Annotated in this window: 2 protein-coding genes; both read right to left on the bottom strand. The window is 51.8% G+C overall.

What is annotated here, in order from left to right; genetic code table 11:
- Window positions 1–374: 374 nt before the first annotated feature.
- The gene (locus HT737_RS30255; RefSeq protein ID WP_182400853.1) at window positions 375–626 is read right to left on the bottom strand and encodes a hypothetical protein; all 252 of its coding nucleotides are present in this window, start codon (window positions 624–626) and stop codon (window positions 375–377) included.
- 123 nt (window positions 627–749) lie between these two features.
- Window positions 750–1,036, bottom strand: a 287-nt coding sequence (locus tag HT737_RS30250) for a hypothetical protein (RefSeq protein WP_220459605.1), incomplete at its 5' end; no start/stop codon positions are given.

The following is a 1,036-nucleotide window of genomic DNA, read 5'->3' as shown; positions in this document are numbered from 1 at the left end:
GCTCATGCTAGGACGACTATGCAACTCGTTTGCGCTTGCGCAACGCCCGCAGGTGCATCCACCCAGATCGAGTGACGTCATGCCTTAGAGAGTGCGAAAGCGAGCATGTAAAGGCTTTGAGAAGTCCGCGCTGAACCAAATCGCTCAAGCAAGATTTCAGCCTATGCCAGTGCGCTTTATCTTTTGGTGCAGGGTTACGCTCAATAGCAATGCCCACAGGGCCATGCTCAGTAGAACGACTGATCGCCAAGAGCAATTGGTTTTCGTAATCTGCAGCGGTCTCCATAGACAACTCCATGCGTTTTCTGTGTCAGGTTCGACCTAGCGGACATTAGCACCGTTTGACGTTGAGATCTTCTGCCAAAATGCACGAATTATCTAGTGAAGGTCGCCTTCAAGTTATCATGGCTGCCTTGAAGCTCTATCTCCCACTCTGGGTATTTGGCGCTCAAATCAAATAGCACTGCTTCAAACGCTTTATAGGAGACTTCGGCACTGACCTCGGCCTGGACCGATGCTTTGAGTTCAAAATGACGGAATCCGCCACCGACTAGCGGCCTGGACGGCAACTGCCTGATGATCTGATGCTTCAATTCGGCGGCTAGAGTAGATGCGGTGTATTCCACGAGCTGAATCCTTTCGAGCAAGAAGAATGCCCGACAGTCGGGCTGCGCCTGTTGTGTCGCGCTTGATAAGCTGAACACCGTGCCATGAAAACAGGTGTTTATCCGCGTGGAAAGCTTTTTCTCTCACGACACCGGCGGACGATAATTGGGATGCCCCTCGGTGCGTTCTCCGCGCGCAGCAGCCCAAAAGAACTTCGCATGGTGCTTGTAGACGCTAGAGGCATCCGAGAAGTCTAAGCCCATACCTTGAACCAAGCTCAAAACCAAGCTCACGATTTCCAAGCTGTCTTGATAGAGCGTCTCGACCTCGTCATCTGTAGCCCAAACAGACGGTTCGCCGCTCTCCACTTCTGGTGCGTTTGGAATTTGTCGGTGCGCCAAATGCTCGTCACGCAAAAGTCTTTTAGTTT

Origin of the sequence: Pseudomonas sp. MD195_PC81_125 (genome assembly GCF_014060985.1) — a bacterium.
GTDB classification, from domain to species: domain Bacteria; phylum Pseudomonadota; class Gammaproteobacteria; order Pseudomonadales; family Pseudomonadaceae; genus Aquipseudomonas; species Aquipseudomonas parakoreensis.
This window is presented reverse-complemented; position numbering and strand designations above follow the sequence as displayed.